This is a genomic window from uncultured Arthrobacter sp. (assembly GCF_964021775.1).
GTDB lineage: Bacteria > Actinomycetota > Actinomycetes > Actinomycetales > Micrococcaceae > Arthrobacter.
In genome coordinates this window covers 16830-41993 of sequence record NZ_CAXHZI010000002.1, presented here as the reverse complement: position 1 = coordinate 41993, position 25164 = coordinate 16830, and the positions used below count along the sequence as shown (strand labels likewise).

General features: G+C 67.1%; 24 protein-coding genes. 11 read left to right on the top strand and 13 right to left on the bottom strand.

Annotation, left to right across the window (positions count from 1 at the left end; all coding sequences use genetic code 11):
- Positions 1–125 precede the first annotated feature (125 nt).
- Positions 126–863: a polyprenol monophosphomannose synthase gene (locus ABIN76_RS02095; protein ID WP_346958070.1), complete on the top strand. Its 738-nt coding sequence runs from the start codon at positions 126–128 to the stop codon at positions 861–863.
- 77 nt (positions 864–940) lie between these two features.
- Here the strand turns inward: ABIN76_RS02095 and ABIN76_RS02090 are convergent, their stop codons facing one another.
- The 4 genes from ABIN76_RS02090 to ABIN76_RS02075 form a co-directional block, all read right to left on the bottom strand.
- Positions 941–1288 carry an RNA polymerase-binding protein RbpA gene (locus ABIN76_RS02090; protein WP_026266329.1) on the bottom strand — a complete coding sequence of 116 codons (348 nt, stop codon included), beginning with the start codon at positions 1286–1288 and terminating at the stop codon, positions 941–943.
- 293 nt (positions 1289–1581) lie between these two features.
- Positions 1582–2538, bottom strand: coding sequence for an SPFH domain-containing protein (locus ABIN76_RS02085; protein WP_346958069.1), 957 nt, complete (start codon positions 2536–2538; stop codon positions 1582–1584).
- A 131-nt stretch (positions 2539–2669) separates the two neighbouring features.
- Entirely contained in the window at positions 2670–3131 is a 462-nt protein-coding gene (locus ABIN76_RS02080; protein ID WP_346958068.1) for an NfeD family protein, read from the bottom strand.
- A gap of 124 nt (positions 3132–3255) precedes the next feature.
- Positions 3256–4119 (bottom strand): methyltransferase domain-containing protein, encoded by an 864-nt coding sequence (locus ABIN76_RS02075; protein WP_346958067.1) that lies wholly within the window; start codon positions 4117–4119, stop codon positions 3256–3258.
- A gap of 110 nt (positions 4120–4229) precedes the next feature.
- Here ABIN76_RS02075 and ABIN76_RS02070 point away from each other — a divergent pair, with 110 nt between their 5' ends.
- Complete coding sequence (locus tag ABIN76_RS02070) at positions 4230–6323, top strand: S9 family peptidase (protein WP_346958066.1); 2094 nt, start codon at positions 4230–4232, stop codon at positions 6321–6323.
- 9 nt (positions 6324–6332) lie between these two features.
- Here the strand turns inward: ABIN76_RS02070 and ABIN76_RS02065 are convergent, their stop codons facing one another.
- Together ABIN76_RS02065 and ABIN76_RS02060 are read right to left on the bottom strand one after the other, a co-directional pair.
- Positions 6333–7040, bottom strand: coding sequence for a peptide deformylase (locus tag ABIN76_RS02065; protein ID WP_346958065.1), 708 nt, complete (start codon positions 7038–7040; stop codon positions 6333–6335).
- 9 nt (positions 7041–7049) lie between these two features.
- Positions 7050–7979 (bottom strand): hypothetical protein, encoded by a 930-nt coding sequence (locus ABIN76_RS02060; RefSeq protein WP_346958064.1) that lies wholly within the window; start codon positions 7977–7979, stop codon positions 7050–7052.
- 135 nt (positions 7980–8114) lie between these two features.
- Here ABIN76_RS02060 and ABIN76_RS02055 point away from each other — a divergent pair, with 135 nt between their 5' ends.
- Complete coding sequence (locus ABIN76_RS02055) at positions 8115–8525, top strand: nuclear transport factor 2 family protein (RefSeq protein ID WP_346958063.1); 411 nt, start codon at positions 8115–8117, stop codon at positions 8523–8525.
- Between the two features lie 14 nt (positions 8526–8539).
- Here the strand turns inward: ABIN76_RS02055 and ABIN76_RS02050 are convergent, their stop codons facing one another.
- From ABIN76_RS02050 to ABIN76_RS02040, 3 genes are read right to left on the bottom strand one after another with little or no spacing between them, the layout of a single operon-like run.
- On the bottom strand, positions 8540–9700 hold the full coding sequence (locus ABIN76_RS02050) for an NAD(P)/FAD-dependent oxidoreductase (RefSeq protein WP_346958062.1): 1161 nt from the start codon (positions 9698–9700) through the stop codon (positions 8540–8542).
- Positions 9697–10413, bottom strand: coding sequence for a class I SAM-dependent methyltransferase (locus ABIN76_RS02045; RefSeq protein ID WP_346958061.1), 717 nt, complete (start codon positions 10411–10413; stop codon positions 9697–9699). The genes ABIN76_RS02050 and ABIN76_RS02045 overlap by 4 nt, the downstream gene beginning before the upstream one ends.
- An 11-nt stretch (positions 10414–10424) precedes the next feature.
- On the bottom strand, positions 10425–11654 hold the full coding sequence (locus ABIN76_RS02040; RefSeq protein ID WP_346958060.1) for a type III polyketide synthase: 1230 nt from the start codon (positions 11652–11654) through the stop codon (positions 10425–10427).
- Between the two features lie 171 nt (positions 11655–11825).
- Between ABIN76_RS02040 and ABIN76_RS02035 the strand changes: the two genes are divergently transcribed.
- A complete protein-coding gene (locus ABIN76_RS02035; RefSeq protein WP_346958059.1) occupies positions 11826–14225 on the top strand; it encodes an excinuclease ABC subunit UvrA in 2400 nt (799 codons plus the stop codon).
- Between the two features lie 1843 nt (positions 14226–16068).
- On the opposite strand, the gene ABIN76_RS02030 is transcribed toward ABIN76_RS02035, so the two are convergent.
- Together ABIN76_RS02030 and ABIN76_RS02025 are read right to left on the bottom strand one after the other, a co-directional pair.
- On the bottom strand, positions 16069–16392 hold the full coding sequence (locus tag ABIN76_RS02030; RefSeq protein WP_346958058.1) for a hypothetical protein: 324 nt from the start codon (positions 16390–16392) through the stop codon (positions 16069–16071).
- 220 nt (positions 16393–16612) lie between these two features.
- Positions 16613–17185, bottom strand: a complete 573-nt coding sequence (locus ABIN76_RS02025) for a cysteine hydrolase family protein (protein ID WP_346958057.1) — start codon at positions 17183–17185, stop codon at positions 16613–16615.
- Positions 17186–17283: 98 nt separating this feature from the next.
- On the opposite strand from ABIN76_RS02025, the gene ABIN76_RS02020 reads away from it, so the two are divergent.
- A complete protein-coding gene (locus ABIN76_RS02020; protein ID WP_346958056.1) occupies positions 17284–17700 on the top strand; it encodes a DUF3054 domain-containing protein in 417 nt (138 codons plus the stop codon).
- A gap of 87 nt (positions 17701–17787) precedes the next feature.
- Complete coding sequence (locus tag ABIN76_RS02015) at positions 17788–18069, top strand: Lrp/AsnC family transcriptional regulator (protein WP_138769293.1); 282 nt, start codon at positions 17788–17790, stop codon at positions 18067–18069.
- A 24-nt stretch (positions 18070–18093) separates the two neighbouring features.
- Here the strand turns inward: ABIN76_RS02015 and trpD are convergent, their stop codons facing one another.
- Positions 18094–19152, bottom strand: a complete 1059-nt coding sequence (gene trpD / locus ABIN76_RS02010; RefSeq protein ID WP_346958055.1) for an anthranilate phosphoribosyltransferase — start codon at positions 19150–19152, stop codon at positions 18094–18096.
- Between the two features lie 208 nt (positions 19153–19360).
- On the opposite strand from trpD, the gene ABIN76_RS02005 reads away from it, so the two are divergent.
- From ABIN76_RS02005 to ABIN76_RS01990, 4 genes are all read left to right on the top strand, one after another.
- Entirely contained in the window at positions 19361–19939 is a 579-nt protein-coding gene (locus ABIN76_RS02005; protein WP_346958054.1) for a heme-copper oxidase subunit III, read from the top strand.
- Positions 19940–20026: 87 nt separating this feature from the next.
- Positions 20027–20815: a c-type cytochrome gene (locus tag ABIN76_RS02000; RefSeq protein ID WP_346958053.1), complete on the top strand. Its 789-nt coding sequence runs from the start codon at positions 20027–20029 to the stop codon at positions 20813–20815.
- A 99-nt stretch (positions 20816–20914) separates the two neighbouring features.
- Complete coding sequence (locus ABIN76_RS01995) at positions 20915–21985, top strand: Rieske 2Fe-2S domain-containing protein (RefSeq protein ID WP_346958052.1); 1071 nt, start codon at positions 20915–20917, stop codon at positions 21983–21985.
- On the top strand, positions 21963–23642 hold the full coding sequence (locus tag ABIN76_RS01990; protein WP_346958051.1) for a cytochrome bc complex cytochrome b subunit: 1680 nt from the start codon (positions 21963–21965) through the stop codon (positions 23640–23642). Before ABIN76_RS01995 ends, ABIN76_RS01990 begins: the two co-directional genes overlap by 23 nt.
- Positions 23643–23780: 138 nt before the next feature.
- On the opposite strand, the gene ABIN76_RS01985 is transcribed toward ABIN76_RS01990, so the two are convergent.
- Complete coding sequence (locus ABIN76_RS01985) at positions 23781–24548, bottom strand: GntR family transcriptional regulator (RefSeq protein ID WP_346958332.1); 768 nt, start codon at positions 24546–24548, stop codon at positions 23781–23783.
- A 227-nt stretch (positions 24549–24775) separates the two neighbouring features.
- Here ABIN76_RS01985 and ABIN76_RS01980 point away from each other — a divergent pair, with 227 nt between their 5' ends.
- On the top strand, positions 24776–25066 hold the full coding sequence (locus ABIN76_RS01980; RefSeq protein ID WP_346958050.1) for an HPr family phosphocarrier protein: 291 nt from the start codon (positions 24776–24778) through the stop codon (positions 25064–25066).
- Positions 25067–25164: the final 98 nt, after the last annotated feature.

Genomic DNA, 25164 nt, shown 5'->3' with positions numbered 1-25164 from the left:
GCGCCACCCGGGCCGAACACGGGCAGCCGCCCGGCGGCTGTCTATAATGGGAAGCTGTGCCCGTCGTCGGCTAATAACCGGCCGTTCCGGCCTACCGACCGCTCCCTTCAAGGAAAGGCCCCGCTGTGCGCGTCCTCACGATCATCCCGACCTACAACGAGCTGGAATCGTTGCCCAAGACCCTTGGGCGTCTCCGCACTGCCGTGCCGGCCTCCGACGTCCTGGTCGTTGACGACAACAGCCCCGACGGCACGGGCCAGCTGGCGGACAGCATCGCGGCCGAGGACAGCCAGGTCCACGTCCTGCACCGTGAAGGCAAGGCCGGCCTCGGGGCGGCGTACATCGCCGGCTTTAAATGGGGCTTGGACGCCGGCTACGACATCCTCGTGGAGATGGATGCCGACGGATCGCACAAGCCCGAGCAGCTGCCCCAGCTGATCGAGGCCGTGGAGCAGGGCGCGGACCTCGCCATGGGTTCGCGCTGGGTCCCGGGCGGCAGCGTCGTTAACTGGCCGCTGTACCGGCAGGCCATCTCCCGGGTCGGCAGCACCTACGCGCGGATCATGCTGGGCGTGAAAATCAAGGACGTCACGGGCGGTTTCCGCGCGTTCCGCCGGACCACCCTGGAAAAGCTCAACCTGGATTCAGTGGACTCGGTTGGCTACGGCTTCCAGGTGGATCTGGCCTGGCGGGTGGCCAAGCTGGGCCTGAATATCGTCGAACGGCCCATTACGTTTGTGGAGCGCGAGCTGGGCGCCTCGAAGATGAGCGGCAACATCGTGGTCGAGGCCATGATCAACGTCACCAAATGGGGCCTCACCGCCCGCTGGAACACGCTCAGCCGCAAGCTCGGCCGCAAGTAGGACCAGCCGACACCAAAAAGGCCGGGCCGGCACCTCGTTGAGGTGTCGGCCCGGCCTTTTGACGCGGGGACGGCTGTCTAGGCAGAACGCCGTTCGCCGCGGCGTTCACGCAGGATGGTGAGCCGGTCTTCCAGGATCTGCTCAAGCTCCGGCAGGGAGCGCCGTTCCAGCAGCATGTCCCAGTGCGTGCGCACGGCCTTCTCGTTGCTGTTGACGGGACGTTCGCCGTCGACCAGCAGGGCTTCCTTGCCGGTCTTCGAGACCCAGACCGGGGGAATCTCCGCTTCGGAGGAGAAGGTCACGAACACCTGCTCGCCGTCCTCGCAGCGGTACTCAACGCGCTGGCGCGGAGCCGGCTCTACACCGGATTCGGTCTCCATGCTCTGTGCGCCAAGGCGCATACCCCGCAGGCTGCGATCGCTCATCTTTTCTCCCTTATGATCGGTTCGCAGGGCCAAGCCCTGCGCTAGCCGGGGGCCACCAGGACCACGCCGGACTACTTTTGCATGCGTTTTGCGTGGCGTTCACCACTGCCGAAATCTTCAGTAGATATAACGCGCCGCGAAGCGTAATTGTTCCGGCAGGCTGAACCGTCCGGACAAATAACCCACTATACGCGGGAGAGCCGCTACGGGTAAAGCCGGACCGCGCAGGGAGGCACCCGCCCGGCGGGTGCCTCCCTGGTCATCCGCAGCTTTGGTGCCGCTGCCCGCCCGGCTCAGGGCTCCGGCGTCGAGCCGGTCGAAGCTGCCGGCGACGGCGTGCCGGACATTCCGGCGGGAGCCTCCGCACGCGGGTCCGGGTTGGTACCGCCCAGGACGCTGCCGATGCCCTTGAGCGCCTCGCCGACCTCGCTGGGAATGATCCACAGCTTGTTGGAGGTGCCTTCGGCCAGCTTCGGCAGTGTCTGCAGGTACTGGTAGGCCAGGAGCTTCTGGTCCGGGTTGCCCTTGTGGATGGCGTCGAAGACCTTCTGGATGGCCTGGGCCTCGCCGTCGGCCCGCAGGATTGCCGCCTGGGCGTCACCTTCGGCTTTCAGGATGGAGGACTGCCGCTGGCCTTCGGCAGTCAGGATCGCGGACTGCTTGGTGCCCTCGGCGGTCAGGATCGCGGCGCGGCGGTCCCGCTCGGCGCGCATCTGCTTCTCCATCGAGTCCTGGATGGAGTGGGGCGGATCAATGGCCTTGAGCTCCACCCGGGAGACACGGATGCCCCAGCGGCCGGTCGCCTCGTCCAGCACGCCGCGCAGCTGTCCGTTGATCTGGTCGCGGGAGGTCAGCGCCTCCTCGAGGTTCAGCCCGCCCACCACGTTGCGCAGCGTGGTGGTGGTGAGCTGTTCGACGGCCTGGATGTAGTTGGCGATCTCGTAGGTGGCTGCCCGCGCATCGGTAACCTGGAAGTAAACGACCGTGTCGATGGACACCACAAGGTTGTCCTCGGTGATCACCGGCTGCGGCGGGAAGGAAACCACCTGTTCGCGCAGGTCGAGCAGGGGCAACAGCCGGTCAACGAAGGGAATCAGGATGGTCAGGCCCGGGTTCAGCGTCCGCTGGTACTTGCCCAGGCGCTCCACGACGCCGGCACGCGCCTGCGGCACGATCCGCACCGAGCGCACCAGCACGATTATTACGAACGCAACGAGTACCAGCAGCACTATTGCGACTGCGATATCCATACATCACCTTTTCCCCAGTTATGTGGTTCTGCTTTGTTGGGCGGCAGCCTGGCTGCCGCTGGTCCTGCGGCCGGTGGCGGCTGCAGGAAGATCGTGTCCCGGACGGGCAGGTTCTCCAAGGGGCCGGGTTGTTACTTCCCGGCCCGGTCCGGCTGCGGGATGACGACGGCGGTGGCGCCGTCGATGGCACGGACGACGGCGTGCTGCCCGGGGGCGATGACGCCGGATTCGTAACGGGCGCTCCAGACATCGCCGCCGATCTTGACCAGGCCCCCGTTGGCGCTGACGGACTCAACAACGAGGGCGGATTCACCGATCAGGCGTTCGACGTTGCTGCGCTGGTCTGCCGGGCTGCTGCGCAGGTGCTTGAGGGCCACGGGCCGCACAAAACCGATCATCAGCAGGGAGACGACGCTGAAGACGACAATCTGCAGCCAGAAGTCGGCGCCGGCGAAGGCGGCGACCAACCCGGCCAGGGCACCGCCGCCGAGCATGATGAAGAAGAGGTCGAGGGTGAGCATTTCCACCACGGCAAACACCAGGAAGACTGTGAGCCACAGTGCCCACCAGTTTTCAGCCAGCCATTCGAACATCGTTCCCCCTTAGCTCCGCCCGGGAGCCGCGAGCGCAGACCCTCCGTAAGCTGGTTCCATCCTAAGCCGGACGGCCGGGAGGGGGACAGGCTGCCGGCATCGGCGGCCTAACGTGGCCAACTCGTTATGCGGATCCGGCCCCCACGGGACGCGGTTCGAAGACGCTGATCCGGAACCTGGCGGACACGGCGGAGCGGGACGGCAGGCCGGTCACCCTGGCCGCGAGGGCTTCGCGGTCCAGGTGGTGCCCGGCCGGCCCCATCAGGGCGAGGCTCGCGACGTCGGCTGGCGCCAGGGCCAGCATCAGGTCCAGTTCCCGGACCTCGCAGGCCACGAAATGCCCGGCCAGCGACGCGGCGAGGCGTTCCTCCTTGGCCGGTTCGATGCCCAGCATTCCGGTCTGCCCGGCAATTTCGGCCAGGTGCCCGGGCCTGGGCGTGACCACGATCAGCCGCCCGCCCGGACGGATTACACGGGCGAACTCGGCGGCATTGCGCGGCGCGAAGACCACGGTGACGACGTCGACGGACCCGTCCGCCAGCGGAAGCGGTTGCCACACATCGGCGACGAGGTTAACCGCCTCCGGGTTCAGCCGGGCCGCCCGGCGCAACGCGAACTTGGAGATGTCCACGCCGACGGCCGCGGCCGGGACGCGGTCCAGCACGGCGCGCAGGTAGTGCCCGGTGCCGGTGCCGGCATCCAGGACTGCGGCGTCGTCGAAGGTGAGGAGCGGCGCGGCAAGCTCGGCGACAGCCTCGGCCAGTTCGCGGTAGTGCCCGGCGGACAGGAAGTCGAAGCGGGCCGCGACCATGTCCGCGGTATCCGCTTCGAAGACGGTTCCTTTGCCGGTCAGGAAGTTGAAGTACCCCTGCCTGGCGGCGTCGAAGCTGTGCCCGGCGGGGCATACCAGCGAGCGGCCGCCGCTGCCTGCCCCGAAGGGGCTCCGGCAGACGGGGCACACGAGGGCGGCGAGCGGAGCAGCGGGCATAGAGTCCATCGTAGGGCCGGGACGTTTTCCCGGGCACCGTGATCCGCGGGCCGCGCCGTGCCGGTGTGAGGTATTTCACCTCGGTGGCGGCAAGGGCTAGGCTCGCAATCGTGAAATCCGAACATTTGCCCCTGCTCAAGTCCGTTTCCGTGCCCGCCGTGCACCCGGACGGCTCCCGGGCCGTCGTGTCCGTGGTCCGCCCCGATTTCGACGCCGACGCCTATGTGGGCCAGTTGTGGAGCGTGCCGGTGGACCCGGCACTGCGGCCGCGCCGGCTGACCCGCGGCTTCCGCGACACCGCACCGGGGTTTTCCCCGGACGGCCAGGTGCTCGGATTCCTCCGCGCCGCCGCCGGCGGCAAACCGCAGCTGCATGTGGTCGAGGCCTCCGGCGGGGAACCGGTGCCGCTGACGGATGCGCCGCTGGGTGTCAGTGCCTTTGCCTGGTCCCCGGATTCGCGCAGCATCGTCTTCAGCGCCAGGACTCCCGAGGAAGGCCGCTACGGCACGGTTGACGGTGTCTCCGCCGGAGCCGAGGATGCCCGCCTGATTACTGATTATCAATACCGGATGAACGGCGTCGGCTACACCGCGGACAAACCGCTGCAGCTCTTCGTCGTCGCGGTCCCCGACCTGGACGAGGAACCACCGGTACCTCCCGCCGGCCGGGCGCTCAAGGCGGCCAAGGCCGCCACGGCCGCCGACGCAGCCGACGGCGGCAAGGGCGACCGGAGCCTGCCGGAGGCGCGCCAGCTGACCACGGCCGCGACCGACCACAACGGTGCCAGCTACAGCGCCGACGGCAGCGCCGTGTACTTCACCGCCGCCCTGCACGAGGACAGCGACAACGACCTGGTCAGCGGGATCTACCGGGTTCCGGTTGCTGCCGGGGCGGCCGGCGACGGCCCCGAGGCCGTGGTCCCCGCCAACACCGGCAACACCGGCGGGCTGTCCGTCGCGGCCGTCCGGCAGAGCCGGGACGGCCGATGGCTCTACTTCGCGGCTCAGGACCTGGGCACCGAGGGTAAGGACTTCGTGGCCCGCAACACGGCGCTGTACGTTATGCCTGCGGGCGGCGGGGACGCCGTCGCGCTGAGCGACGCGGAGACCATGGACCTTGGCGGCGCCCTGGAGCTGCGCGGTACGGACGGCGTCCTGGTGCTGAACAACTCCCGTGGCACCGTCGAGCTGCTGGAATTCGGCCCCGACGGCCAACGCAGCGTGCTGCTCGACGGCGGGCACGTGGTCACCGGCGCCGCCGAGGCCGGGGGCGCGTTGCTGCTGAGCTTCAGCGATGCGGAGACCGCCGGGGATGTCGCGGTCCTCGAGGGCGGCCGGCTCCGGGTCCTCAGTGACTTCTCGGCCCCGCTGCGGGCCGAAGCGGGGATCATCATCACCCCGCAGGAACTCACCTTCGCGTCCGGGGACGGTTATCCGGTGCACGGCTGGCTGGTCAGGCCCGCGGGCGACGGTCCGCACCCGGTGCTGCTGAACATCCACGGCGGCCCCTTCGCCCAGTTCACCGGCGCGCTGTTCGACGAGGCCCAGGTGTACGCGGCGGCCGGCTACGCGGTGCTTATGTGCAACCCGCGCGGCTCTGCCGGTTACGGCCAGGCCCACGGCCGCTCCATCAAGGAACGCATGGGAACGGTGGACATGCAGGACGTCCTGGCCTTCCTGGACGGGGCGCTGGCGAAGTTTGAAGAGCTCGATGCGGACGCCCTGGGCATCATGGGCGGATCCTACGGCGGCTATCTCACGGCCTGGACCATCAGCCACGACCACCGCTTCAAGGCCTCGATCGTGGAGCGCGGCTTCCTGGATCCGGTGAGCTTCACCGGCTCCTCGGACATCGGCTGGTTCTTCGGCGGCGAATACACCGGCCGCACCCCGGAGCAAATGGCAGCGCAGAGCCCGATGGCGCGGGCGGAACAGGTACGGACGCCCACCCTGGTCATCCACAGCGAGGAGGACCTGCGCTGCCCCGTGGAGCAGGGCCAGCGCTACTTCACCGCCCTCAAGCAACTGGGCGTCGAGGCTGCCTTCCTGGTCTTCCCGGGCGAGAACCACGAACTGTCGCGGTCCGGAACCCCGCACCACCGCCGGCAGCGCTTCGACCAGATCCTGCAGTGGTGGTCACGGCACCTTCCGACGGCGGCCAACCCCGCCCCGGACGGCCCGGCAGCGGCGCAACTGGCAGGCTAAAACGCCGGGCTAAACTCCCGGCTGAGCGGCGGCCCCGCCCGGCAGGAACCCCAGTTCCTGCCGGGCGTGGTCGATGTCCGGCTGGGCCCAGCGGGCGGAGTATTCGGCGTTGCTGCTGAGCGAGCGCAGCTCGGCCCGGTCCAGGTAGAGGATTCCGTGCAGATGGTCGGTCTCGTGCTGGACGATGCGGGCCTGCCAGCCGGTGAAGTCGCGCTGCTGCGGCGTGCCGTCCGGCGCCGTGAACTCCAGCCGCACCGATTCCGGCCGCAGCACGGCGGCCTGCAGCCCGTTCAACGACAGGCAGCCCTCGTAGAAGGCCTTCCCGGCTGTGCCGATCGGCTCGTAGCGGGGGTTCAGCATGGCGAAGAACGGCAGCGGCTCCCGGCCCCGGGCCGCGGCGACGTCCGGGTCGACGTCGAACCGGTCCTCCAAGACGGCAAGCTGCAGGGGGATCCCCAGCTGCGGCGCGGCAAGGCCCACTCCCGGGGCTTTGTGCATGACCCGACGCATCAGGTCGATCAGCCGGCCCAGCTCCGCTTCGTCGAGCTGGCCGGTGAAGGGCACGGCCTGCTGCCGGAGGACCGGGTGGCCCACCTGGACGATGGGCGGCAGCACCCCGGCGTTCAGGACCTCGTCCACGGCTTCCCGGATGCTCTCGTCGCTGGCGTGCGAGTGGGGGGCGTCGATGTTTGCGTCGTTCCTCGCGTCTGAAGACATGGCAACAGACTACTGGCGTCCGCACGTTGCGGTGACGAAATCGTAGATGCGTCCGCGCAGCAGTGCGCCGGCGTCGATCTTGAGCACGCCTTCCCGACCGGCGACCGTGACCCGGAGCGGGATCAGCGTGCCCACCTTGTCCTCCGCCACGGCGTGCGGATCGCACCGCGCCGGCCGGATACCCAGCGACAGTTCGCGCACCGGCCCGGCCGCGTCCACCCGGAGCCCGCGCGGCCACGGAGCACTCGGGTCCTCGTCCAGCAAGGTGGTCCCGCCGATGCTGTTGATGGTCAGCGTCCCGCCGCCACCAATAGCGTCGGTCGCTTTTCGCGGGGTGATGACCAGGCGCACCACCGCGGACCGGGCGTCGGCGGACAACCAAAGGTCGGGACTGAACCGGAAGCCGGCAACCGCGTCGGCGGCCTGCGCCACGCACATCTCGGCGTTGTTCCGGACCAGGACGCCGAAGGGATCGTTTGCCGGCAGCGTGAACTCTTTGGCCGGAGCCCCGGCTGCCTCCTCAAGCCGGACCTCGACGACGGCGGACGGCTCCGGGGATGGGCTGGAGGGCTCTGCCGGGCCGGGACAGGAAGCTGCCGGCAGCCGGGCCGGCAGGCTCTTCGTCTGGCCCGGCGGCAGCTCGGTTCCCGCCCCGGCGGGCGTCCAGCCGAGTCCGGAGGCAAAGAGCGGGCTCTGCAGCCTGGCCGCGAGCACCGTGACAGCGGCGCCGGTGGTGTTGGTCAGCTGGATTTCGATGATCTGCCTGCTGTAGTTGTCGCGAAACTGGCTAAGCTCCGCAGTCAGCGGCCCGGTCACGGCGGACTCCAGCGACGGGCCGCTGAGGGACACGGCTGGGCCTGTGTCCGGGCTGCAGGAGACGGCCGCGAGCAAGACCAGGGCCGCGGCGGAGCGGCGGATCATCAGGGAGGGGCTGCCCATGCGGTCAGTTTAGGCCGCCGGCCGGCGACGGTCAGCAGGCGGCGCCGGACATCACAGCGGGGGCGGCATGAGGCGGGCGTAACCTCACGGCGGGGCAGGGGAGGGCCGCCGGACCCATCAGCTAGCCTGAGGTCCATGACTCCTGCGACGCCCCTTGACTGCGTGCTGGGCCTGCTCCGGACCATCGAAGCCGGCGGCGGCGCCGTGGCGCTCTCTCCGTTCCTGGCCGAGGACTACGTCCTGACCGAGGCGCCCCACCTGCTCGGACCGGAGGGATCCACCCGCACCCGGGACCAGGTCCTGGCCGGCGCAGAGCATAGCGGCGAGGTCGTTTCCGGCCAGCGCTTCGAGGTCCAGCGCACCACCAGCGAGGGCGGCCGGGTGGTCGTGGAGGCCGAATGGTCTGCGACCGCGCAGATGGATCTGCCGTACTGGGACAAGGGCGAAACGATCCGGGCCCGGACCGCATCGGTGTTTGAGGTGCTGGAGGGCCGGATCGTGCGCCAGCACAGCTACGACTGCTACTACCCGCCGCGCCAGGCATAGCGCGGCGTCCCCGGCTACTGCATGGTGAAGCGCCGGGCGACACGCCGATTGACGGCGGGAACCGCGGCCGCGGCGGCAATGGCCCCGTTGCGGGCGGACAGCAGCCCTCTGCGCAGGGGCCGGCCCAGCGCCATGTTGATCTCGGACTGCCGAGCCGCGCGCACCGCCTCGCGCATCCGGTTCTGTTCGAATTCCGCCAGCCCGGTGCGGCGGCCGGTCAGGAGCGCCGGCACCAGCGGCGCCAGCGCCAGTGCGTCGAGCCAGCCCAGGCTCATGCCCTGGCCGCCGATCGGGCTGATCTCGTGGGCGGCGTCGCCGATCAGGATGCCCCGGCCCGCGGCCATCCGGTGGGCCAGGCGGGAGCGCACGCCGAAGCCGCTGAGCATACTGTTGCTGCCGGCGTCGACGTCGATGCCGGTCCGCCGCCGGACCTCCCGGGCCAGCCATCCGGCGTCGGGGCCGTTGGCCGGGCTGGTGTCCGGCGTCCCGGCAGCGGCCCCGTCCGGGCCCAGGCGGACCACCCAGCGGCGCAGTTTCCCCGGCAGCGGGAACGATTCGACGATGCCGTCGCCGGCAAGGAACAGGGCCGCATCCGCGCCGAAGCCGGTGCCGTCGGCAAAGTCACCCATCAGGTAGCGGTCGGGGTAGTCCCGGTGCCGCACCGGCACGCCGAGGGCGGCCCGGGCGGCAGACCGGACCCCGTCCGCGGCGATCAGGAGGGGCGCCGCGAAGCTGGCCGGACGCCCGCCGTCGCACGCCTGGACCTCGACCTGCCGGCCGTCGTCCCGCAGCCCGGTGACCCGCACGCCGCGGTGCAGTGCCGCCGGGTCGAGTTCCCGCAGCCGCTGCTCCAGCACGGCTTCGGTGCAACCCTGCGGCAGGGACAGCACGAACGGGAACCGTGCGGACACCCGGGCGAAGGACATTTCGGCCAGCGTCCTGCCCCCGTTGAGGGCCAGGCCGCGCCGGATCGGGACGCCGCGGCGGACGAGTTCATGGTCCACCCCGATCTGCCCGAGCGCGTCGAGCGCCGGCGGATGGATGCCGATGGCCCGCGAGTGCGGTTCCGGCGCCGTCCGTTGTTCGAGGACCGTAACCTCGAGCCCCTGCTGCAGCAGCAGGGTGGCCATGAACAGCCCCACCGGCCCGCCGCCGGCGATGACGACGTCGGTCACGGGCCGCCGCCGGCGCTGAGGGCTGGTGCCTGATCCAGGATCAGCAGGTTGCGGAAGGGGGAGCGGGGCAGCACGGTCCAGCCCGGGGGAGCGGCGCCGCGCAGCTCCGCCGCGGTATAGCTGCGCCGGATCGAGGTCAGCCCGTCCTGCCGGATGTAGGAGCCCGGGAAGACCAGGGCCCCGGCGGAGAACAGCGCGTACGCAGCCGGGCTGCGCCGGAGATCGTTGTGGATGACCAGGCCGGTGCTCAGCGCGGCCGATTCCGCAAGGAACCCGGCGAGCTCGCCGGCGTCCAGGTGGTGCAGCACGTGGTTGGACACCACGACGTCGAAGCGCGCACCTGCGTCGAGCAGCTCCGCGGCGGCCTGCCGCCGGAACGTGACGCCGGCGCGGGTCCGGTGGCGGGCGGCGAACGCGGCCGCCCGCCGGTCAGGGTCGATTGCGGTGATCTCCAAGCGCAGCCCGTCGCGCGCCGCCCAGCGGGACAGCAGTACCGGTACGTCGCCGCCGCCGCAGCCGATGTCCAGCAACGTGGTGGTGGACGCCGCGGAGAGCAGCGGCCGCAGCTGCTGCCGGTAAATCCCCCTCCAGCCGGACACGGCACGGTTGACGAGGGCGAACTGGGCGTAGGTCCGGTCCAGGCGGGTCGGGTCGCAATCAGGCCGGTCCATCTCCTCGACGGCGTCCAGGGCGCGGGTGCGCAGCGGTGCCATGGTGCCGGCGCTCAGGCCAGCGCGGCTGCCGGCCGGGGTGCACCGCGCTGTCCCGGGTTGGCATCGGCGGTCCCGGCGGCCTTTGGCGCGGTGATTTTCGTGAAGAGCGCGGTTTCGACTGTCAGGCCAGGGCCGAACGCCATCGAGCAGATGCGTTCGCCGTCCCCGGGCGCCGCGGTACCCGGGTCGTCCCCGTCTGCGGGGAGGTCGAGGATGTGCCGGATCACGAACAACACCGTGGCGCTGCTCATGTTGCCGTAATTGCGCAGGGTTTCCCGGGCCGGAAGCAGTTGCTCGTCGCTGAGCTCGAGCCTGGACTGCACCTTGTCCAGGATGCTGCGGCCGCCGGGGTGGATGGCCCAGTGCCTGATGTCCCGGTACGGGCGGCCCAGGAGCGACCCGTCCCCGGACAGGAGAGGCTCGAGCGCGCCGATGATGTGGTCGTCGATGATGTGTGGGACGTAGCTGCCCAGGACCATCTCGAAGCCCTCGTCGCCGATGTTCCAGGCCATGGCTTCCTCACCCACCGGAGTCAGGACCGTTTCAAAACTATCCAGGGTGAGCAGCGCGGGCTGGTCAGGGATGTCGCGGGCGCTGATGACGGCGGCCGCCGCGCCGTCGGCGAATAATGCCGATCCCATGATGGTGTCCGGGTCGTTGGAGGTCCGGACGTGCAGGGAGCAGAGTTCTGCGCAGACCACCAGCACCACGGCTTCCGGGTCCGCGTCGCAAAACGATTTAGCGGCCCGCAGCGCCGGGAACGCGGCGTAGCAGCCCATAAAACCGAGATGGTAGCGCTGGACCGCGGGATTCAGCCCGAGCGCGCGGACAATCTTGTAGTCGGGACCAGGGTTGAAGAAGCCGGTGCAGGAGACCGTGACGAGATGCGTGATGTCACTGCGGTCGACGCCGGGCGCGGCGGACACCGCCTTTTCGGCCGCCTCGATGAACAGCTTGGTGGCCTCGGTGGCGAAGATGTCGTTCCTGACCTTGGTGCTGGGGCTGAGCAGCAGGCCGGTGGCTGGGTCGAAGAACTGCGGGTTCTCCGCCCGGCTGCGTGTGGTCAGCTCGGCCAGAGCCGTGTAGCGGGTGTCGATGGCGGCGGAGTCAAAGCAGGTGCTCACGAGCCGGGAGCCGAGGCGGCTGAGTCCCGGCTGCGCGGCGAACACATCGCGGGCTTCGGATTGGATTAACACGGTGGGCGGGACAGCAGTTTCCAGGGACCTCAGGTAGACCGTCATGGTTCATTCTCAGTGAGGCCCGCGGATATGACAATGGAGTGTCGACGCCGGTCCGCCTGCCGGGCGGCCCGGCGAAGGATAAGACCACCGACTGTTCTAAGCTGGTCCCATCGGGCCAGGCGACGCCGTCGGACACCGCCGGGGCGGCCCCGCCGAGCAGAGGGAGACACCATGAGCGCAGCCACCGGGACGCAGACGGACACCCAGCACGCTTCGCCGCACGTTGCCGACACCCACGACCTGATCCGCGTGCAGGGCGCGCGGGAGAACAACCTCAAGGACATCAGCGTTGAAATCCCGAAGCGCAGGTTGACGGTGTTCACCGGCGTCTCCGGCTCGGGGAAGAGTTCGCTGGTCTTCGCCACGATCGCTGCGGAGTCGCAGCGGATGATCAACGAGACCTACAGCGCCTTCGTGCAGGGCTTTATGCCCAACCTGGCGCGGCCCGATGTCGACTTCCTGGAGGGGCTGACGACGGCGATCATCGTGGACCAGGAACGGATGGGCGCAAACCCGCGGTCCACCGTTGGCACCGCCACCGACGCCAACGCCATGCTCCGCATTCTCTTCAGCCGGCTCGGGGCGCCGCACGTGGGACCGCCCACGGCCTTCTCCTTCAACGTCCCGACCCGGAAGGCCAGCGGGGTGATGAGCACGGAGAAGGCCGGCGGACGGGTGGAGAAGAGTGTGGTGCAAGGCGCGGTGTACCTGGGCGGCATGTGCCCCCGGTGCGAGGGGATGGGCTCGGTCTCCGACTTTGACCTGACGGCGCTTTATGACGACAGCAAGTCCCTCGCCGAGGGTGCCCTGACGGTCCCGGGATACAGCATGGACGGCTGGTACGGCCGCATCTTCAGCGGCGCCGGCTTCGATATGGACAAGCCGATCGCGAAGTACACCAAAAAGGAAATGAACGACCTGCTCTACAAGGAGCCGACGAAGATCAAGGTCGAGGGCATCAACCTCACCTACGAGGGCCTGGTCCCGAAGATCCAGAAATCGATGCTTTCCAAGGATGTCGAGGCGATGCAGCCGCACATCCGGGCCTTCGTCGACCGGGCCATTACCTTCCAGGCCTGCCCCGAGTGCAACGGCACCCGGCTCAGCAAGGAGGCGCGGTCCTCGAAGATCCGGGGGAAGAACATCGCCGAACTGTGCGGGATGCAAATCAGTGACCTGGCCCTGTGGGTCCGTGAGCTCGACGAGCCTTCGGTCGAGCCGCTCCTGAAAGGCCTGCGGCACCTGCTCGATTCGTTTGCGGACATCGGGCTGGGCTACCTTTCGCTGGACCGGCCGGCGGGGACGCTGTCCGGGGGAGAGGCGCAGCGGACCAAGATGATCCGGCATCTCGGGTCGTCCCTGACCGACATCACCTACGTCTTCGACGAGCCGACGATCGGCCTGCACCCGCATGACATCGAGCGGATGAACCAGCTGCTGCTGCAGCTCCGGGATAAGGGCAATACCGTGCTCGTCGTCGAGCACAAACCCGAGACCATCGCGATCGCTGACCACGTTGTTGACCTTGGCCCCGGCGCGGGCACCGGGGGCGGCAGTGTCTGCTTCGAGGGAAGCGTGGAGGGCCTGCGGGGCAGTGACACCATCACCGGCCACCACCTCGACGACCGGGCGGCAGTCAAGGAAACGGCGCGTACGCCGTCGGGCTCGCTTGAAGTGCGCGGCGCGTCGACAAACAACCTCCGGGACGTCGACGTCGATATCCCGCTCGGGGTGCTGTGTGTGCTCACCGGCGTCGCCGGGTCCGGCAAGAGTTCGCTGGTCCAGGGTTCGGTGGCCGGCCGGGACGGCGTGGTGCTGATCGACCAGGGCGCCATCAAGGGTTCACGGCGCAGCAACCCGGCGACGTACACGGGCCTGCTTGAGCCGATCCGGAAGGCGTTTGCGAAGGCCAACGGCGTCAAACCGGCGCTGTTCAGCTCCAACTCCGAGGGCGCCTGTCCCACCTGCAACGGCGCCGGTGTCATCTTCACCGAGCTCGGCGTGATGGCCACGGTCGAGTCAACCTGCGAGGACTGCGAGGGACGGAGGTTTCTGGCGTCAGTGCTGGAATACAAGCTGGCCGGCCGCAACATCGCCGAGGTCCTGGCGATGTCGATGACCGAGGCCGAGCTGTTCTTCGGCGACGGGGAGGCCCGCACGCCGGCCGCGCACAAAATCCTCGACCGGCTCGTGGACGTTGGCCTCGGCTACCTCAGCCTGGGCCAGCCGCTCACCACGCTCTCCGGCGGCGAGCGGCAGCGGCTCAAACTGGCCACCCAGATGGCGGAGAAGGGGGACGTCTACGTCCTCGACGAACCGACCACGGGCCTGCACCTGGCCGACGTCCGGAACCTGCTCGGACTGCTGGACCGGCTGGTCGATTCAGGCAAGTCGGTGATTGTTATCGAGCACCACCAGGCGGTCATGGCGCACGCCGACTGGATCATCGACCTGGGCCCCGGCGCAGGGCACGACGGCGGCCGGATCGTCTTTGAGGGCACGCCCGCCGAGCTGGTTGCTGCTAAGTCCACGCTGACCGGGGAGCATCTGGCGGCCTACGTCGGTCCTTGAATCCAAGGACTGCCCGAGTCAACAAATGAGCGGGGGACTAATGCAGGTTTCCCGGTTGGTATTTAGCATGATTTATGGGAAGCCCGCAGCATTGGGCCTTTTTATGGGGTCAAATTCGGTATGTCGTACTCATTGACAAGCAATATTAATTTGCTATATTGATTTTGAATTTTCGAAAAAATGCGCAGGGGAGTGGTCGCACCAGGCCGGGCTCTACTGGTTGTCGGCAGCTTGACCGGCCCGCGTGGGCATGCCGCGGCCCCGGGTCAAACCGGCGGCTAAACGCCCAGGAAGGCCGATCCGGACAAGGCCGCAGGCTCCGGAGGAATCTTCGAGTGCAGCACGGCTGAATTCTGACGGTGGCTACCCGCGCCGCAATACTCGCCCCGAATCCCGCCCAAAGCTCCATGCCGCATGAACTGCCACGGTTTAGCTAACATCTGGCCGGCAACTTCGAGAATTGTGCCATTTGTAGCCAGCGCACCCCAAAGCCACCCAGATCCGATTTCCGTGGCGCATTCTGACTCAGGTTCAGACCGGATGCCGTCGCCGTCGCCCCGGCTGCCTCCACGCGACACATGTGTGCCAGCGGCACACGCTTGAACTGACGAAACCGACGGCTCCTGAAGCAGCAGCAACCCTGCGCCCAGGCAGCCCCTTCCAGCCCATCAGCGTAACGCCGATAATCTACATTATGTAAAGTAGAAGACTTCGTAACTCATCGGGAGAACCATTGCCGCCCACCCCGCGGTCGATTCAGCCTCGCAGGCAAGGAGCCCTCGTCGGAGCTCCGGTCCTGCCACATCTTGATAGATGATCTCTATTCCCGGGCCTTTCGGAGTACGAAGGAGTGATCGATAGACCTTCTCGTTGTGACAGCACGTCCGTAGCCCGCGGATCAATGTATTCCGACTCCAATGGCTCGATCAGTCCTGGCGTAAGCGACGGACTCCATAGAAAGTAGTCCCACTGGCCATCTTTAGTTCTTCTCTCATCCAGCAGGCCAGTCTTAGTGACCTCAATAGCGTCGACGTAGTGCTTGCCCTGTTTCAACTTGGTAGCAGCCAGAAGGCGGTAAGGCGCCCACTCTTCCGGCAGTGCGCAGATCGCGCGCTCCATCGTGTCCGCCGTGAGACTTTCGATCTCAGACGTTAGACCGCGCCCCTCACGATGCCACTTCCCAGGGGAAGCCAGCGATCCGGGAATCATCACGTATCCCTGAGGAACAAGGCATTGTGGAACTCACCAGATGATCCATCACCCAGCGCACGACGTTCGCGCGCGGGTGGCATCCCACCCCCGCTCGTGCGCAGGTTCATACGATCCGGCCCGCCCTCGGTCGACTCGGGTTCCAGGGACTTCATCATAGGGCGGACTCTGGAAGTGGCAGTCAACGCCTTCTTCCGGAGGCCAATGAAGGACGATCCGCCCGAATGTTGTGAGCACACGAGCTGCGCAGGAAGGCCCGCCGGTCCCCCGGCGGGCCTTCCTGTCACATCAACGGCATTCACTCAATACAGCTACGGGCGCCCCGCCGTTCGGCTACCAGTCGCCCGACAGCTGGATCATGAATAATTAAGGCTGAGCAGCAGCGCTTTCAGTTGCTCGTATTGGTCGGTTGCCATCCACGCCTTAGCTCCTCCCCTGTCAGGGAACCCGGCACCATCAAAAATGACACGGGTGAACAATCCGCCGTTAGCCGTTGGGACGAGATTGCACCACGATGCAACCCCATCGCCGGACGTCAGGGATCGCGGATCGGCCAGCCCCATGACGTAGGCGTCTGCCCCCGCCCGGGACTCGACGGCGAACCCGAAGACAGGCACAGTGCCGTCCGGCGATGTCATGCCCAGACCGTCTGGTGGTCCAGGACTTGGCGTGACACGGGACCGCCAGCGCAGCCGGCGGTGACGCCGTTACCGAGGAAGAGCAGATCGTTGCCGTCAGCGTCGGCAACAGTGACTTCAACACCCGGGAGACCGGCAGGCGGGCGCGCCGTCCGCACGGTCCACGCCGCCGGGTAGGCAAAGGAAATGTGGCCGTCCGGGAAGGTGTAGGTCTTCAGCCCGCGTGGTGCCGGCTTCCGCGACGGTGCGGGAGCAGCCGGCGCGGGAGTGGATGCCGGCGGGAAGGTTAGTGTTGCCGTGCGGTTGGCCGTGGTGCTCACGGGGACGTTCGAGCCGGCGGCGGGAGCGGTCTGGGGCTGTGGGCCGCAGCCGGCAAGCAAAAGGCTGGCGGCAAGTCCGGCCGTTGTGACGGTCGTGAGAAATCTGGTGCGGTTCGAAATCATGGTGTGTAACCCCCAATATGTGTGAAGGCGGGTTGAACGTCCCGCTACACATAAGGTTTCCCGGACACCGTCCGGTCTTACAGCCCGGCCAAGAATGTTAGTGCGGCGCCGCGCCATTCACCTCAAAAGTCACGTCGGCAGTCTGCGCGACACCCGCAGCGCGGCCCGGAGCCGATTGGTTCTGCCAGTAGAGGTTCGTGTGCGCAATAACCAGCTCCGGCGGGGGTGCTCCCCAGGCAGTGAGGTCCTCGGTACTGTGGGCGTCGGCCACGAGGGTGACGTCGTAACCGCGGACAAACGCTCCGTGGATCGTGGACCTGATGCATTCGTCCGTCTGCGCCCCGGCTACCAGCAGGTGCCCCACGCTGGCGGCGGCGAGGATCTCCCCCAGATCAGTTCCCTCGAACGAGTCGCCGTAGGACTTATGCACCAGCGGTTCCTCATCCCGCCGCGAGAGCTCGGGGACGTACTGCCAGGCCTCACTCCCCCGCTCCAGCTGGGCGTCGGAATGCTGAACCCAGACGATCGGGACCGCCGCGCCGCGGGCCTTATCCACGAGTGCTGCGATATTCGCGATTACGGCGTCGCGCTGATAGATGCCCTCGACCACGCCCTTTTGCACGTCGATCACCATCAGCGCGGTGTGGGGCCTACCGGACAGCGTTGTCATAACCATCTCCCCTACTCGAATCTCCGGCCTCTCCTGCACCATGCTAGGCCGCACCGCCGACATGCAATACAGCGTTCGGGCGCAGCTAGGCTGGGAGCATGCCATCGAACACTCCCAAGCTGACCCGCCCGTCGTCGATCACGCGCACCGCCCTGCTGGCCGCCGCTGCTGACGCGGCCCTGATCCTGCTCTTCGCGGCGATCGGACGCGACGCCCACCAGCGCGGCGAGATCATCACCGGGGTCCTGGCGACGGCCTGGCCCTTCCTCGCCGGCGCGGCCGCCGCGTGGCTCGCCCTGCGGCTGTGGCGCGGCCCCTTGGCGGTGTGGCCCGCCGGCGTCGCCGTCTGGCTCGGCACGGTGGCGGTCGGCATGCTGCTCCGGGCCCTCACCGGGCAGGTTGTGGTGTTGCCGTTTGTGATCGTGGCGCTGCTCAGCCTGGCCGTTTTCCTGCTCGGCTACCGCCTCCTGGCCGCGGGTGCACGGCGTTTGAAGGCACGGCGCCAGCGGGCCTGATGCACTAGGCTTGCAAGCAGATGGCACGGCCTCCTTAGGGCCATTCAACGAGCCAGCAACGGCGCACCAGATCCGAAAGGTCCCCACGTGATCACCGCTTTCGTCCTGATCAAGACAGACGCTTCCGCCATCCCGGAGACGGCTGAAAAAATCTCCGCGATTCCCGGCATCAGCGAGGTCTACTCGGTGACGGGTGAATGGGACCTGATCGCGATCGCACGCGTCGCCAAGCACGAGGATCTCGCGGATGTGATTGCGGACAAGCTCTCCAAGGTGCCCGCCGTGGTGCACACCACCACCCACATCGCGTTCCGCGCTTACTCCCAGCACGACCTGGATGCAGCGTTCGCGTTGGGGTTCGAACAGTAAGCCGACCTACCTACAGCGGCGGCCTCAGCCGCGGGACAGGGCGACCCAGCGGTCCAGCACCGCGGCGGCCGCGCCGGAATCGATGGATTCCTCGGCCCGCTTCATCGCGGCCGACATCCGTTCGGTCAGCGGGCCCGAAGCATCCAGGTCGAAGGACACCAGGCCCGCCGCGGCATTAAGCAAAGTGGCGTCCCGTGCCGGGCCAGGCTTTCCGGACAGCACAGAACGGACGACGGCGGCATTGGCGGCGGCGTCGCCCCCGCGCAGCTCCTCGACGGTTGCCTGGCGGATACCCAGGTCGCGCGGGTCGAAGACTTCCTCAGCCACTGCGCCGTCGCGGATTTCCCAGATCCGGGACGGACCCGTGGTGGTCAGTTCGTCCAGCCCGTCGTCGCCCCGGAACACCAGGCCGCGGCTGCCGCGCTTGGCGAGCACGCCCGCCACCAGGGGCGCCATCCGCTCATTCGCGACGCCGACGGCGGACGCCTGCACGTGCGCGGGGTTGGTCATCGGTCCCAGGAAATTGAACGCAGTCGGCACGCCCAGTTCGCGGCGCGCGACGGCGGCATGCCGCATCGAGGGGTGGAACACCTGGGCAAAGCAGAAGGTGATGCCGGCCTCCTCGGCGTTCCGGGCCACCCGCGGAATGGGCAGGTCCAGCCGGACCCCCAGGGCCTCAAGCACGTCGGCCGAACCCGACGTCGACGAGGAGGCCCGCCCGCCGTGCTTGACCACCTTGGCGCCCGCCCCTGCCGAAACAAGGGCGGCCATGGTGGAGATGTTGACAGTATTCAGCTGGTCGCCGCCGGTACCAACTATGTCCAGCTTTTCACCCGCGATCTCGATCGGGTTGGCGGAGTCGATCATCGCCTCGACGAGGCCGGTGAGTTCTTCCACCGTCTCGCCCTTGGCGCGCAGCGCCACCAGGAAGCCGGCCACCTGGGCGGGCGTCGCCTCGCCGGACATGATGGAAGTCATAGCCCACTCAGTGTCGCCGGCGGTGAGGTGGGTGCCGTTGATGAGGGCGCCAATGAGGCGCGGCCAAGTCTTGCCTACCGCCTGTGCAGATGCCTGAGAAGTCACGATCTGATGCTATCGAGCCGGGGGGTGCAATGCCCAATGCGAAGGGGCCCCGGAACTTTTCCGCGCGATTTCGCGTCTTTGTAGAAAAAGTCCTCCCGAAACGCGGTTTGCGTTGGGCAGGACGGACTTTTACAGACATAATGTCTATGTGACATCTGCGACCCATGCCCCCAGTACCCCGGCGCACCCGACGCTGAATCGCCCGAACATGGTTTCCGTTGGAACCGTCGTCTGGCTGTCCAGTGAGTTGATGTTCTTCGCCGGTCTCTTTGCCATGTACTTCACACTCCGTTCGACGTCCGGACAGATGTGGGCCGAAGAGACAGCCAAGCTCAACTTCCCGTTTGCGCTCGTAAACACCATCGTCCTCGTGGCCAGTTCCTTCACTTGCCAGATGGGCGTCTTCGCCGCCGAACGGCTCCAGCCGCGCAGGCTCGGCGGGCCCCTGAGCTTCACCCGCTGGGGAATGAATGAGTGGTTCACGCTCACGTTCATCATGGGTGCGTTCTTCGTGGCCGGCCAGTCGACCGAGTACGCCATGCTCGTCTCCGAGCACGTCTCGCTCTCGTCCAACGCCTACGGTTCAGCGTTCTACATCACTACGGGATTCCACGGCCTGCACGTTATCGGCGGCCTTGTTGCCTTCCTGCTCATCATCGGACGCTCTTTCGCGGCGAAGAAGTTCGGACACTTCGAGGCAACGTCCGCGATCGTCACCTCGTACTACTGGCACTTCGTTGACGTCGTGTGGATCGGCCTCTTCCTGGTCATCTACGTCCTCAAGTAGCCACGACTTGACTCTTTTTCTACAAGAGGCAGAATTTCAAGAAGCGGCTCCCGGAGCCAACGCAGGATCGAGTAAAGGAACCACCACGTGAAGGCACTCTCGCAGAAGCGACGTCACCCACTGGCAGCAATTGCACTGCTCCTGATGGGCCTCCTGGTCACGGGTGGGCTGTACGCCGTTGCCACTACTGTCAATCAGGCTAAGGCCGAGACCACCGCTTACAGCTCAAGCGACGTAGAGCAAGGCGGTAAGCTCTTTGTCGCCAACTGCGCCACCTGCCACGGCATCGGTGCCAGCGGTTCGAAGGCGGGACCATCGCTTGTGGGCGTCGGCGCCGCCGCCGTTGACTTCCAGGTTGGCACCGGCCGTATGCCCCTTCAGATGAACGGTCCGCAGGCCCAAAAGAAGCCCGCACAGTTCAACGAGGAGCAGACCAAGCAGCTGGCGGCTTACGTTGCCTCCCTCGGCCCGGGTCCGGCCGTTCCCGAAGCAGGCGTGCTTGACGGGAAGGGCGACGCAGCCAAGGGCGGCGAGCTCTTCCGTACCAACTGCGCCATGTGCCACAACGCTGCTGCCGCAGGCGGCGCCCTGACCCGGGGCAAGTTCGCGCCGGCTCTCGCCGACGTCTCCGGCAAGCACATCTATGAAGCCATGGTCACCGGCCCGCAGAACATGCCGGTCTTCAGTGACGCAAACATCTCACCCGAGGGAAAGCGTGACATCATCACCTTCCTCAAGCAGATCGAGGCCAACGGCTCCCCCGGCGGCAACGACCTCGGCGCGCTTGGTCCGGTATCCGAAGGCCTCTTTGTATGGATCGCCGGCCTGGGCGTCATCATCGCCTTCACCATCTGGCTGACTTCGCGGACGTCCTAGACGCCGCGGTACCTGTAAGAATTTTCTGTTGATCCGTCAGCAGTTTGAATTGAAAACTAACTCGGCATTGGCCGAGACGAGAGAAGGATGAGGCGAATTATGGGCAACCATAGTGACGGCAGTCCGAGCCACTCGGGCACCGTAGCTACGGCTGGTCAGAATGAGGCGGAGAAGTTCCAGGATCCTGGCATTCCCCCGCATCGTTTGCGCCTGGCTGACACGGACCCGAGGGCCGCCAAGCGAGCGGAACGGCAGGTGGCCATTCTGTTCGGCGCCTCGGCCGTTGGCACCCTGATATTCCTGGTGGCGTACTTCGCCATCGATCTTGGAACTGACTCCTCGATCGCCACCATCCGGCTGCAGAACACCCTGCTGGGCATCGGAACCGCCTTTGCCATGCTGGGAATCGGCACCGGCATCGTGCACTGGGCCAAGGCTCTTATGCCGGACCACGAGGTGTCGGAAGAGCGCCACGCCATCCGCACCGAGGAGGACCGCCTGGCGGCCGTCCGGATCGTCGACGACATCGTCGAGGAAACCGGCATCAAACGCCGCCCTCTGATCCGCAACACCCTGCTGGGCGCCGTCGCGCTGGCCCCGCTGCCGGCCCTGGCCGTCTTCGGCGACCTGGGTCCCCGTCCGGACAACAAGCTGGCGCACACTATGTGGGCACCGGTGGACGGCAAGACCAAGCGCCTCACCCGCGACCCCGATGGCACCCCCATCAAGGCCTCGGACGTCACCATTGGATCCGCCTTCCATGTCATCCCGGAAGGCCTGAACGAGCTGCAGGAAGGCAAGTTGAACGAGAAGGCGAAGTCCGTCGTCCTGCTCATGCGCCTCAACCCGGAATCCCTCAAGCCCTCCCCGGGCCGCGAAGACTGGAGCTACAACGGCATCGTTGCCTACTCCAAGATCTGCACCCACGTTGGCTGTCCTGTTGCCCTCTACGAGCAGCAGACCCACCACCTGCTGTGCCCGTGCCACCAGTCCACCTTCGACCTGACCCAGGAATGCAAGGTTATCTTTGGCCCCGCCAGTCGGCCGCTCCCGCAGTTGCCCATCGCCGTAGACGACGAGGGCTACCTCTACGCTACGAGCGACTTCAAAGAACCTGTTGGACCTAGCTACTGGGAGCGTGATGAGCATGAGCGCAACATCAACAGCTGACACCCCCACCTTCGTCGCCAAGACCAAGGGCGGCCGCATCACCGATTTTGTCGACCAGCGCGTGGGCGGTTCCGGAATGCTCCGGGAATTCGGCCGCAAGGTCTTCCCGGACCACTGGTCCTTTATGTTCGGCGAAGTGGCCCTGTACTCCTTTGTTATCCTGCTGCTTTCAGGCACCTTCCTGACGTTCTTCTTCGACCCGTCGATGGCGGAAACCCACTACCAGGGTTCTTACCTGCCGCTGAAGAACGTCGAAATGTCGGTGGCCTACAACTCCTCGCTGAACATCTCCTTCGATGTCCGCGGCGGCCTGTTCATGCGCCAGGTCCACCACTGGTCCGCACTGCTGTTCGTGGCTTCGGTGGCCGTGCACATGCTGCGCGTCTTCTTCACCGGGGCCTTCCGCAAGCCCCGCGAAATGAACTGGGTGGTGGGCAGCGTCTTGCTCATCCTGGCCATGGCCGCCGGCTTCACCGGCTACTCGCTTCCCGATGACCTGCTCTCCGGCAACGGCCTGCGCATTATCGACGGTGTGATCAAGTCCATCCCGGTGATTGGCACGTACATCTCGTTCTTCCTCTTCGGCGGGGAATTCCCGGGCACCGCCATCATCGGCCGCTTGTACATGCTCCACATCCTGCTGGTTCCCGCCCTGATCCTCCTGATGATCGCCGTACACCTCTTTATGGTGGTCGTGCACAAGCACACCCAGTACCCCGGCCCGGGCCGCAACGACGGCAACGTTGTCGGCTACCCCCTCGGCCCGGTCTACGCGGCAAAGGCCGGCGGCTTCTTCTTCATCGTGTTCGGTGTCATCGCCCTGATGGCCGGCTTCTTCACGGTCAATCCGATCTGGAACTACGGTCCGTACGATCCGTCCCCCGTGTCCGCCGGCACCCAGCCTGACTGGTACATCGGCTTCGTTGACGGCGCGCTGCGCCTGATGCCTGGCACCTTCGGCGACTGGCGCGTCGAGCAAGTCTGGTTCGGCCACGTCTTTACGTTCAACGTACTGCTGCCGGCTCTGGTCCCTGCGGGCATCCTCTTCACAGTGATGTTTGCCTACCCGTGGATCGAACGGTGGATCACCAAGGACGACCGGGAGCACCACGTTCTGGACCGTCCCCGCAATGCGCCGACCCGTACGGCCATCGGCATGGCCGGCTTCGTCTGGTACTGCGTGATGTGGGCAGCCGCAGGTTCCGACCTCATCGCCACGCACTTCCACGTGGCCCTGAACGACGTCACGTACTGGCTGCGGGCTCTGTTCTTCATCGGACCGATCCTCGCCTTCATCGTCACGAAACGCGTCGCCTTGGCCCTGCAGCGCAAGGACCGCGAAATCGCCCTCCACGGCCGCGAGACCGGCCGCATCGTGCGGCTGCCGCACGGTGAATTCATCGAGGTCCACGCCCCGCTGGATGAATACAAGCGCTACAAGCTGGTCGGCTTCGAGTCCCCGTCGCCGCTCCCGGCACAGCCGAACAGCCACGGCGTCGTGGACCGGAAGGAAAAGCGGCGTGCGCTGCTCTCCAGGTGGTTCTTCGAGGACCGGGTAGCCCCGGCCACCCCGGCAGAGCTCGCGGCGGCCCACGGCCACCACGGTGCCCCCGTGTCGGTCGAAGCGGCTGCTGAGCAGAAGAGCCTCAGCCACTAAGGCACGGCATCAGCTAACAGAAGGGCCTGGTCCACGCGGACCGGGCCTTTCTGCGTCCCCTGGAACCAACAGCAGCGCGGGGTCACGTCGCGCCCATCGGAGGACAATCATGGGCGCTGAGTGACCCCGCGTTGCAGGTCAGGGGCGGTAGCCGGAGGCGTAGTTCCGGGTCGGCCGGACGCCGGGGCGCTGCAGCGGAACCCAGAGCTTGTACCGGTCCGCCCGGTAGTACGAAACGGAGTAGTCGACCATGGCCCGCGCAACGAAGGCGTGCCGCTGAATTTTCAACAGCGGTGTACCGACCTCCACATTGAGCAGGCGCGCCGTGGACGGCGAAGCGGCGGTCGCCTCGATCATGTCCTCGCCCCACTCCATCACCAGGCCGTAGCGCTCGCTCAGCACGTTGTAGAGCGACGTCGGCGGCTCGCCGTCGAGCAGTCCGGGCACACGGTGCGCCGGGATGAAGTTCTCGTCCACGCTCATGGGCTCGCTGTCGGCCAGCAGGAGCCGACGGAACCGCACCAGCGGCGTCCCCTCCTCCAGTTGGAGTTCCCGGGCCAGGAAGGCGCTGGCGTTGATCTGCTCGAAGCTGAGCACCTTGGCCGCCGGAACCATACCGCGGCGCTGCATCTCCTCGCTGTAGGAGGTCAGCTTCACCTGGAGGTCCAGCTTGGGCTTGCGGACGAAGGTGCCGAGCCCGACGACGCGCTCGATCACCTCTTCACCCACCAGGGCGTCGATGGCCTGGCGCACGGTCATCCTGGCCAGGCCGAACCGTTCCGAAAGGTCCCGTTCGGAGGGTAGCGCCGATCCCGGCGGGCAGGAACTGACGATGTGGGCGCGGAGGATCTCGCGGAGCTGGACGTAGATGGGGGTGCCGCTGTTCCGGTCGATCTCGTCGGCCATCCCGGCCGCGTTAGAGCCCACGGCGGGGCCTGCTGGATTCGTTCATACTTCAAGGGTAGGGCACATCCACGGCAGGTCTAGACCACTACCGGCCCCGGTTCGCCCGGGGCTTCTCCCCCGGCTACGCTGGATATGCCCGGCGCCTGACGGCAGTGCCTGATCCGCCGTGCCGGGCTCCCGCAGCCCGGCCGGTGCCGCTGGGCACCAGCACATTTGAAGGAGCTCCATTGCCAGCACGCAAGGCGGTCGTCCAGGCTTCCATTGGGCTACATGCCCGCCCGGCGGCAGCGTTCGTCCGCGCCGTATCGCAGACCGGGTTCGCCGTCACGATCAGCAGGGACGGCAGGCCCGGGGTGGATGCCCGATCGCTCCTGGAAGTCATGACCGAGGACTTCCCCTGCGGCTGTGAGGTGGAGCTGGAGGTCCGGGCCGACGCGGTCCCGGCGGGGTCAAGCCTCACCGACGCCGAAGACGCCCTCGCCGAGCTGTGCGCCCTGCTGGAGTCGCAGGCCGGCTGACCGCACGGCGGGCGAGGCCGGTCACCTGCCTACGACACCGGCCACAAGCAGACGACGGCGGGCCCCACCATAATGGTGGGGCCCGCCGTCGTCGTTGA

Coding starts and splice junctions, on each gene's coding strand:
- ABIN76_RS02035 (WP_346958059.1), top strand. CDS start 11,826: ATGAGCGCAGCCACCGGGACGCAGACGGACACCCAGCACGCTTCGCCG.
- ABIN76_RS01995 (WP_346958052.1), top strand. CDS start 20,915: ATGGGCAACCATAGTGACGGCAGTCCGAGCCACTCGGGCACCGTAGCT.
- ABIN76_RS02090 (WP_026266329.1), bottom strand. CDS start 1,288: ATGAGCGATCGCAGCCTGCGGGGTATGCGCCTTGGCGCACAGAGCATG.
- ABIN76_RS01990 (WP_346958051.1), top strand. CDS start 21,963: ATGAGCGCAACATCAACAGCTGACACCCCCACCTTCGTCGCCAAGACC.
- ABIN76_RS02055 (WP_346958063.1), top strand. CDS start 8,115: ATGACTCCTGCGACGCCCCTTGACTGCGTGCTGGGCCTGCTCCGGACC.
- ABIN76_RS02025 (WP_346958057.1), bottom strand. CDS start 17,185: ATGACAACGCTGTCCGGTAGGCCCCACACCGCGCTGATGGTGATCGAC.
- ABIN76_RS02085 (WP_346958069.1), bottom strand. CDS start 2,538: ATGGATATCGCAGTCGCAATAGTGCTGCTGGTACTCGTTGCGTTCGTA.
- ABIN76_RS02080 (WP_346958068.1), bottom strand. CDS start 3,131: ATGTTCGAATGGCTGGCTGAAAACTGGTGGGCACTGTGGCTCACAGTC.
- ABIN76_RS02075 (WP_346958067.1), bottom strand. CDS start 4,119: ATGCCCGCTGCTCCGCTCGCCGCCCTCGTGTGCCCCGTCTGCCGGAGC.
- ABIN76_RS02045 (WP_346958061.1), bottom strand. CDS start 10,413: ATGGCACCGCTGCGCACCCGCGCCCTGGACGCCGTCGAGGAGATGGAC.
- ABIN76_RS02020 (WP_346958056.1), top strand. CDS start 17,284: ATGCCATCGAACACTCCCAAGCTGACCCGCCCGTCGTCGATCACGCGC.
- ABIN76_RS02065 (WP_346958065.1), bottom strand. CDS start 7,040: ATGTCTTCAGACGCGAGGAACGACGCAAACATCGACGCCCCCCACTCG.
- ABIN76_RS01985 (WP_346958332.1), bottom strand. CDS start 24,548: ATGGCCGACGAGATCGACCGGAACAGCGGCACCCCCATCTACGTCCAG.
- ABIN76_RS02005 (WP_346958054.1), top strand. CDS start 19,361: ATGGTTTCCGTTGGAACCGTCGTCTGGCTGTCCAGTGAGTTGATGTTC.
- ABIN76_RS02040 (WP_346958060.1), bottom strand. CDS start 11,654: ATGACGGTCTACCTGAGGTCCCTGGAAACTGCTGTCCCGCCCACCGTG.
- ABIN76_RS02060 (WP_346958064.1), bottom strand. CDS start 7,979: ATGGGCAGCCCCTCCCTGATGATCCGCCGCTCCGCCGCGGCCCTGGTC.